Below are 6,869 nucleotides of genomic sequence, written 5' to 3' on the forward strand. Positions count from 1 at the left end.
ACAGATCCCGGAGGGGAACGACCATGTCGCCGTCGACCTGCGCGGAAAGCGTCAACGACAGGGTGGAGGATGTTTTCGCACCCTGTCTCCCAGTGGCAGCGCTGGAACGCCTGAGGTCGCGGCCTGGCCGTTCGGCGCTCAGAGGGTCATCTGTGTCGAGGCCTGCGCGGGCTTTGCCGCGTTGCTGTTCTCCCACAGGAAGGTGTATGCGCCGGGCGTGGGTTCGTCCATGACGAAGACGATCCACTCGCCTTCGATCTTGCTAATCGAGGAGACGTTCTCGGAGATGAATCCGCCGCGTTTGTCGCCGCGGCTGGACTGGCCGTCCGGTCCCGTCAGCTCGAAGTCGCCGGGGTTGACATCAGAAAAGCCGCCGGTCGAGCAGCGCCCGCAGTTTGCGTTGATCTTGACCCAGACCTCGTGCTTGTCCTTCTCGCCGGGCTGGTAACTCGGCCACAGGAACGCCTCGTCCAGGGTGATCTCCATGTCGGTGCCGAATGTCATCCCGGCAGGGATGCCCCTCGGCTCGACGCTCTCGACGCTGTCGTGTTCGGCTAGCGGGATTCGGGTCTGGTTCTGGTCGGCCTGGCCGTAAACGAGGACGACACTGTCGACGACGTCGTCGACGTCGGGTGTGTCCGACGAAGTCTTCAGGGAGGCGGACGCCGTGCCGGAGGCTTCCCCGCCGCCAGCGATCTCGGGACTGTCGAAGGACAGCTTGACCACCGCGCCATCGACCTCGAGGTAGGCCTTGTCGGTGGGGGTGTGGCTGACTCCGACCAGGTTCTTGTAGTTCAGGTCGAAATCGAGCGTCGTCGAGGCGTCGTCCGATTTCGCGGTCACCTTGTCGACGGTGATCTCGAAGCCATCGTGCCAGCCGATCTTGTCGATCTCGCGCTCGAAGGCCGACTGGCTACCTTCCGACGTAGGTTCGGCGGCCGAGGCCAGTGCGGGGAGCAGGAGAGCTGCGGGTACAACAGCACTGATCAGAAGAGCCGAGCGAAGGGAGGTGGGCCTCATGGCGAATCTTTCTTTGACGGGGTGGCAGCGATCCGTGCCGATCAACGCTTACTAGCTTCTCCCGTACGGGCACGGAGGATCTTCGACAGCGGGGTGGAAGTTCCTCACCCCATGGAGTTCATGGACCCGCTCCGTGCGCATCCACGCCCGGGCCCGACATGGACTAACACCGTGGTCGGACACGACTTCCACCTCAGGGTCAGAGGAGAGACCCCTCGTCGGCGCGGTCACCTGTCGAGTTCGGGCCGATCGATCTTCCTGCCGATCTCGCAGCAAGGCGGCGTCCCCGAGGTGGCTGCGTTGGATCGTCTGCGGAGCGCCGGATGTCCTGTGTGATCCCGTTGGCGTGTGGTGCCGTACCGAAATCCGCATTACACCAATATTTTTGGATAACCGTCTCATTCCTGGCGAAGGGAGTGTGTGTCAACGGGTTCGGTGACGCCGCGACACAACAGCGCCGAGCGTGGCCGCATCGATGCCCTATCGATGCCCTATCGAGGCGGGGTGAGGAATTTCAGACCTGCCGAGGATATCAATCCGCTTCATTTCGCGGGAATCTTGTCAGGACAGCAAAACCAGCAAGCAACACAAGGAGTTTCACATGTCGAACATCAAGAAGCGCACCATCACGGCGATTGCCATTGCAGCCTTCGCGCTGTCGGCGGGTGCGGGAATCGCGTCCGCCGAACCGGCGGCGCCCGGCGGCGCCGGGGGCAGCGCCCCGGGCGCACCGGGTGTCGGCGCACCGGGTGTCGGCGCCCCCGGTACCGGCGGCGACGCGCAGAGCAATGCCGAGAGCGGCGACGCCAATGCCGGTGACGGTGGTGCCGGTGCCCCCGGAATTTCCTTCGGCGGTCCGACCATCGGACTGAACAACGGCGGCGGCAACGGCAACAGCGAGGCGGGCAGCGGGGGCGACGGCGGCAACGCACGCTCCGGTGACGCCACCACGGGACCGACCACCGGCGGCGGCGGGTTCGGCGGCTGGGGCCTCGGAGGCGACGGCGCGGGCGGCAACGGTGGAGTGTCCCCCGGAGGCGACGGCGGCACCATCAAGCAGGCACCTGCGCAGGGCGGCGGCAACGGCCCCTGCTTCATCCCGATTCCGTTCGTCTGCTGATCGCGATCTCCTGCCCGGAAGGGATCGCGAACTCCACAGGGCCGGCCCACGGGGACACGGGCCGGCCCCGTGGGGCACATGCGCGCAGGGACCTGCGGCGAGCCCTTCCACCCGAGAACACTGGGTTATCGAGGACATCGGGACAGTGGTGCACCTGCCCGCTCTGACTCCGTCACCGTCGATCACACCAAGCACGGCACGGCGACGTATCACCCCGAAGACGCTGTGTCGAAACTCCCCTTCCGCATAGACCACTCCTGCGGCCACCACCGCCGGGGATCATCTTTCGTCCTCATCCTCGAGCCCGTGGTGACGCGCGCCACAGCTCGACCGGCCGGTAATAGGTAGGTGGGACGGACCAGTGCCGCTCCCCCTCGGCCGCAGACCGCCGACTTCCCGACCCGCCGGGGCGCCCAATCGAAGGACTTTCTCGAGATCGGCGGTGAGTCCAGAGCCCGAAGGCTGACCTTGGCGATATCCGGACCGTTTCCGGGCGCCCCAGACCTCTCACGACCTCATCACGCAAGGAGTGTGACCATGTCGAACACTATGAAATTCGCTGTCCCGCTGATCGCGTTCACCGCAGTTGCCCTGTCCGTCGGCGGGGGAATCGCCGGTGCGGCAACCAACGACAGCGACCCGCGGGTCGACTACAGCCGGGAAGTGCCGGAGAAGGCTACCGCGGCCGATCCCTCGGCTGCGCCGCCGGCACCGACCGTCTCCGTCTTCATCCCCGGTGTTTCCCTGCCCGGGATTACCGTCGGTGGTGTCGGTGTCGGCACCGACGGGATCGCCTTCCCGGGCCCCACCATCGGACTGCCCGATCCTCCGGAGATCCCGTAACCGCTTCATCCTCTTCTGTGCGACAACATCTTTCAGCCTCAGATGCCGCGGTTCGCGGCGACAGTCCCACTTCCCGCCGTTCACTGGGTGTTGCGACGAGGACCAGATGGTGCGGCATCGGGTCCGCGCTCTCCGGGCGGGCTCGTGGCTGGCTCCACGGGTGGCCGCGTTCGGGATGGATCGTTCCCAGGCGATGCGGTCGGCGGGTACGAGCTTTACCGCTGGTCGGTGGTGGTGCCCGCGGATCTGGTGTTGCGGTGGGTTCGACGGTAGCGGCGGCGACGGCCGACCCGGGCGGCGCCGATGGCGGCGGCGACCCCGGCCCCTGCCGCGATTGCCGCACAGGCCACCACGGTGGTGGTGGTCGGTGGGCGCGCGGTGAGAATCCAGAGGGCACCGACGATCACGGCGCCGAGCACGCCGCCGGTGACGGCGGCACCGATGATTCCGGTGATCCGGCCCCGACCCCGGCGCAGCGAGCGCAGGAACGATTCGAGGTAGGCCACGGCGAACAGGGCCAGAGCGGCGAGTCCGACGGCGGCCGCGGTGGTGGTCGCCGGCTGCGTGGTGCGGACCGGAAACGTCCACGTTTCGATCACCTGACCGGCCTGGAGCAGGGTCAGGGTTCCATTGAGAGTTCCGGCCACGAAATACTGCCCGCCGAATGGAGGCAGGGTCGCGGCCGCGGCACCACCCTGGTTGATCAGTGGCGCGGCGCCGGAGTTCTTGACCGGGATGTCGAGGACGTCGAGGGCCAGAGTCGCGGCGTCGGCGAGGCCGGCTCCCGCCACCGTCACTGGCACCGGCGCGGTCAGATCGAGGGGGACGGGCGCACCGCCGGCCGGGTCCGCGCCGGCGATGGTGACAGCGCCGACCGGGGGCACATCGATCGGGGGCGAACCGAGACCGAGCAAGGCCACCAGGACGGTGATGACTGCCAGGGCGGCGGCGATGAGCAGCGGAATGCGGGGGGAGGGGAGCTTCACGACCGTGCGGACGTTGACGAGGTCGGCGCCGGAGACGTCGGCCAGGCGGGCGCCGCGGGCGTGGACGGTGATCGACGGGCGCACCGTCGGCGGCGGCTCGGTGGCACGCGACCCGGGTGCCGGCGCGGTGGGTGAGGCGGTCGGATCGTTGGGTCCGGTCGGTGCTGTTGGTGCCGTCGGGTCGGTGGTGGCTGCCGGGTCGGCCCGGGGCGATTCGGTGCCGGGAGAGCCCGGGACGGGCCGCCGGGGTGCGGCGTGTGGTCGGGTCAGCGGCAACGGGGGATGCTCGTCGCCGTCGGTCATAGTCGGGGTGTGCGGGGGGCCGAGACCGGTGGCCGAGACGATGGTGTCGGCTCCCATCACCGGGATGCCCTCGGTGGTCAGCCACCCCGGGCCCCACCGTCCGGTAGAGGCGCAGGCCAGCGCGATCCCGAAGGCCTCGGCGGACGGGTAGCGCAGGGTCGGGTCCGTCGCGAGTCCGCGCATGACCACATCGGCGATCGAGTCGGGGATCGCGGGGGCGGTCTCCTGCAGGGGGGTGGGGTCGTCGAAGGCGTGCATGAACAGCAAGGCCATGGCGTCGTCGGCGGCCGGGAACGGCAGTTCCCCGGCGAGGAGTTCGTAGAGCATGGTGGCGAGGGCGTAGACGTCGGTGGCGGGGGTGAGCTCGCCGCCGCGGGCCTGTTCCGGCGCGATGTAGGACGGGGTGCCGAGGACGTCGCCGGCCTTGGTGGCCAGGGTTTCGTTGCCGCCGATGACCTTGGCGATGCCGAAGTCGGTCACCTTGATCGCCCCGGAGGCGGCGAACAGCAGGTTTTCGGGTTTGATGTCGCGGTGCAGGATGGACCGGTTGTGGGCGGCAGTCAGCCCGGCGGCGCAGGCCAGAGCCACCGCGACGGCGGAGTGCGCGTTGAATCCGGTGCGGGTGAACCGGTTCCATACCGTGCCGCCGGGGAGCAGTTCCATGACCAGCAGGCACAGGCCGTCGTGTTCGACGAAGTCGTAGACGGGCACCACGTGCGGGTGGTCGAGGGAGGCGAGCAGCCGGCCCTCGGCGGTGAACCGTCGCCGGATGCCCGGGTCGGTGGCGAAGGCGGGCGGAAGCTGTTTGATCGCGACCGGGCGTCCGAGGGCGCGGTGTTGTCCGGCGAGTACGACTCCCCATCCGCCGTGGCCGAGTTCGCCGCCCACCTCGTACGCGGGGAGGGCGGCGGCGACACGATCGATGTCGGTTTCCATGTGCCGGTCCGGTCAGGGGGTGGGTCGGTCGGTGAAGGGGCGGGTGTCCGGCGGTCGGTGCGGGGCAGGGGTGCTCGGCGAGAACCGGTCGGTGGGATCTTCACCGATCCGCCCGGTCCGTTCGTCCTCTTCCACGACCTCTTCGTCCTCGTCCATCTCGTCGCCGAAGTCCTCGTCCAAGTCGTCCTCCGTGTCCGGGGTCGGGGTGAGGTAGCCGAGCAGGAAGAAGCCGGCCGCGAACCCGCCGGCGAGGAGCAGCCACCGATCCAGGGTCGGCACCCACACCCGGGTCGCGGACAGGGTGAAAGCGAGCACCAGCCCGATCCCGATTCCCGGGGTGAGCATCCGCGTGGCTCGTCGCCACCGGTTCTCGTGCAGCCGGCGCCGAGCAATGCCGAGAGCGGCGTCGAGTACCGCGAGGGCGGTGAGGATTGCCAGGGCGAGCCCGAACAGCCCGTACACCGAGACCAGTGAGCCGCGCACATCGGTGACGGTGGCCGTCTCGGCGAGGACGGCACCGTCTCCGCCGGTGACGGTGACCGTCCCGTTGATCAGGCCGGTGGCCTGACCGTCAAGGCCGGAAGGATCGAGTTCGAAGTCGAGGGTCTGCGTCTGTCCCGGCTCCACGGTCAGGCCGACCGCGGTGTGATACGAGAAGAAGGTCAACCCGAGGACGTGCCCGGACACGTCGACGGCACCGACGGTGACAACATCTGCGGTGTTGTTGGTGAGTGTCATCTGGACGCGGGCCGGACTGTGCGGGTCGAGGCGAATCGGGTTGGTCGGGCCAGCCGAGGCAGCGTCCTGACCGTTGACGGTCACCGACATCTGAACTGGCTCGGCTGCGCCGGCGCCGGGAGCGGCGAATACCGCTGCGCCGAGGGCGACTGCGACCGCAACGAGCCACCGGGTGATCATGACCGCTCCCCAAGATCGGACTGAGGCTGCTCGAGATCCGACTGCGGCTCCTCGCGGTACGACTGTGGTGTGAGCAGGCGGCGCCGGTAGATCAGCAGGCCGATGAGGAGGAAGAAGACGATCACCACCGAGGTGGCGGTCGATCCGGTGGCCTGACTGACCAACACGATATCGAGTGGCGCGGTCAGGACCGGCCCGCATTCGGCGGACACCTGATGGCGCCCGACGTCGGCGACAACCGGGCTGACCGGGGCCTCGAATGAGCCGCCCGCGTCAGCTTGGGTTTCGCCTGCCCGGACACCCTCCACCGACAGGGCCACCCCGGCACCCGGGGGGCACCCCGAACCCGAGGCCGTCACCGGTGCGCCCGGGGCCACCGCCGGATCACTCAGCTCGAGGGCCTGTTGCACTGGTAGTGGCTGCGCGGCGCCGGGCACGACGACCCCGGGAATCACCGTTGCTGGGATCCCGGGAATCGGCACGACCGATCCAGGAACAGGTGTTGCAGGTCCTTGCCCCGGTGACGGGGAAGCGGGAATCTCCCGCGCCGGCGGGCACAACGCACTATCACTACATACAGTCTCCGGTGGAATCCTCGGATCGGGGCAGTTCGGGGGGCAACCCTCGGGCTCGATCGGAGTCTCCAGAATCCCCGGACCGCAATTCGGCAGGCAACCCTCGGGCTCGATCGGAGTCTCCAGAATCCCCGGACCGCAATTCGGCAGGCAACCCTCGGGCTCGAT

6 protein-coding genes are annotated in these 6,869 nt (G+C 68.6%); 2 read left to right on the top strand and 4 right to left on the bottom strand.

Translation table 11 applies throughout. The annotated features are described in order from the left end of the window. Nucleotides 1-138 precede the first annotated feature (138 nt). A complete protein-coding gene (locus HGB39_RS26645; RefSeq protein ID WP_247607507.1) occupies nucleotides 139-1,020 on the bottom strand; it encodes a hypothetical protein in 882 nt (293 codons plus the stop codon). A 601-nt stretch (nucleotides 1,021-1,621) separates the two neighbouring features. Here HGB39_RS26645 and HGB39_RS26650 point away from each other — a divergent pair. Continuing rightward, a complete protein-coding gene (locus HGB39_RS26650) occupies nucleotides 1,622-2,140 on the top strand; it encodes a hypothetical protein (protein WP_064079975.1) in 519 nt (172 codons plus the stop codon). 537 nt (nucleotides 2,141-2,677) lie between these two features. Further along, nucleotides 2,678-2,983, top strand: coding sequence for a hypothetical protein (locus HGB39_RS26655; protein ID WP_064079974.1), 306 nt, complete (start codon nucleotides 2,678-2,680; stop codon nucleotides 2,981-2,983). Between the two features lie 215 nt (nucleotides 2,984-3,198). On the opposite strand, the gene HGB39_RS26660 is transcribed toward HGB39_RS26655, so the two are convergent. The 3 genes from HGB39_RS26660 to HGB39_RS26670 are packed head-to-tail and all read right to left on the bottom strand — an operon-like array spanning nucleotide 3,199 to nucleotide 6,608. After that, nucleotides 3,199-5,208 (bottom strand): serine/threonine-protein kinase, encoded by a 2,010-nt coding sequence (locus HGB39_RS26660; protein ID WP_064079973.1) that lies wholly within the window; start codon nucleotides 5,206-5,208, stop codon nucleotides 3,199-3,201. A 12-nt stretch (nucleotides 5,209-5,220) separates the two neighbouring features. Next, a complete protein-coding gene (locus tag HGB39_RS26665; protein WP_064079972.1) occupies nucleotides 5,221-6,126 on the bottom strand; it encodes a hypothetical protein in 906 nt (301 codons plus the stop codon). Then, nucleotides 6,123-6,608 (bottom strand): hypothetical protein, encoded by a 486-nt coding sequence (locus HGB39_RS26670; protein WP_210752991.1) that lies wholly within the window; start codon nucleotides 6,606-6,608, stop codon nucleotides 6,123-6,125. Before HGB39_RS26670 ends, HGB39_RS26665 begins: the two co-directional genes overlap by 4 nt. Nucleotides 6,609-6,869 lie beyond the last annotated feature (261 nt).

It is taken from the genome of Rhodococcus opacus, assembly GCF_012396235.1.
Taxonomy (GTDB): Bacteria; Actinomycetota; Actinomycetes; order Mycobacteriales; family Mycobacteriaceae; genus Rhodococcus_F; species Rhodococcus_F opacus.

What these genes read in the sequence shown, in the direction of transcription:
- HGB39_RS26655 (WP_064079974.1), top strand. Translation starts at nt 2,678, where the DNA reads ATGTCGAACACTATGAAATTCGCTGTCCCGCTGATCGCGTTCACCGCA.
- HGB39_RS26660 (WP_064079973.1), bottom strand. Translation starts at nt 5,208, where the DNA reads ATGGAAACCGACATCGATCGTGTCGCCGCCGCCCTCCCCGCGTACGAG.
- HGB39_RS26665 (WP_064079972.1), bottom strand. Translation starts at nt 6,126, where the DNA reads ATGATCACCCGGTGGCTCGTTGCGGTCGCAGTCGCCCTCGGCGCAGCG.
- HGB39_RS26650 (WP_064079975.1), top strand. Translation starts at nt 1,622, where the DNA reads ATGTCGAACATCAAGAAGCGCACCATCACGGCGATTGCCATTGCAGCC.
- HGB39_RS26645 (WP_247607507.1), bottom strand. Translation starts at nt 1,020, where the DNA reads ATGAGGCCCACCTCCCTTCGCTCGGCTCTTCTGATCAGTGCTGTTGTA.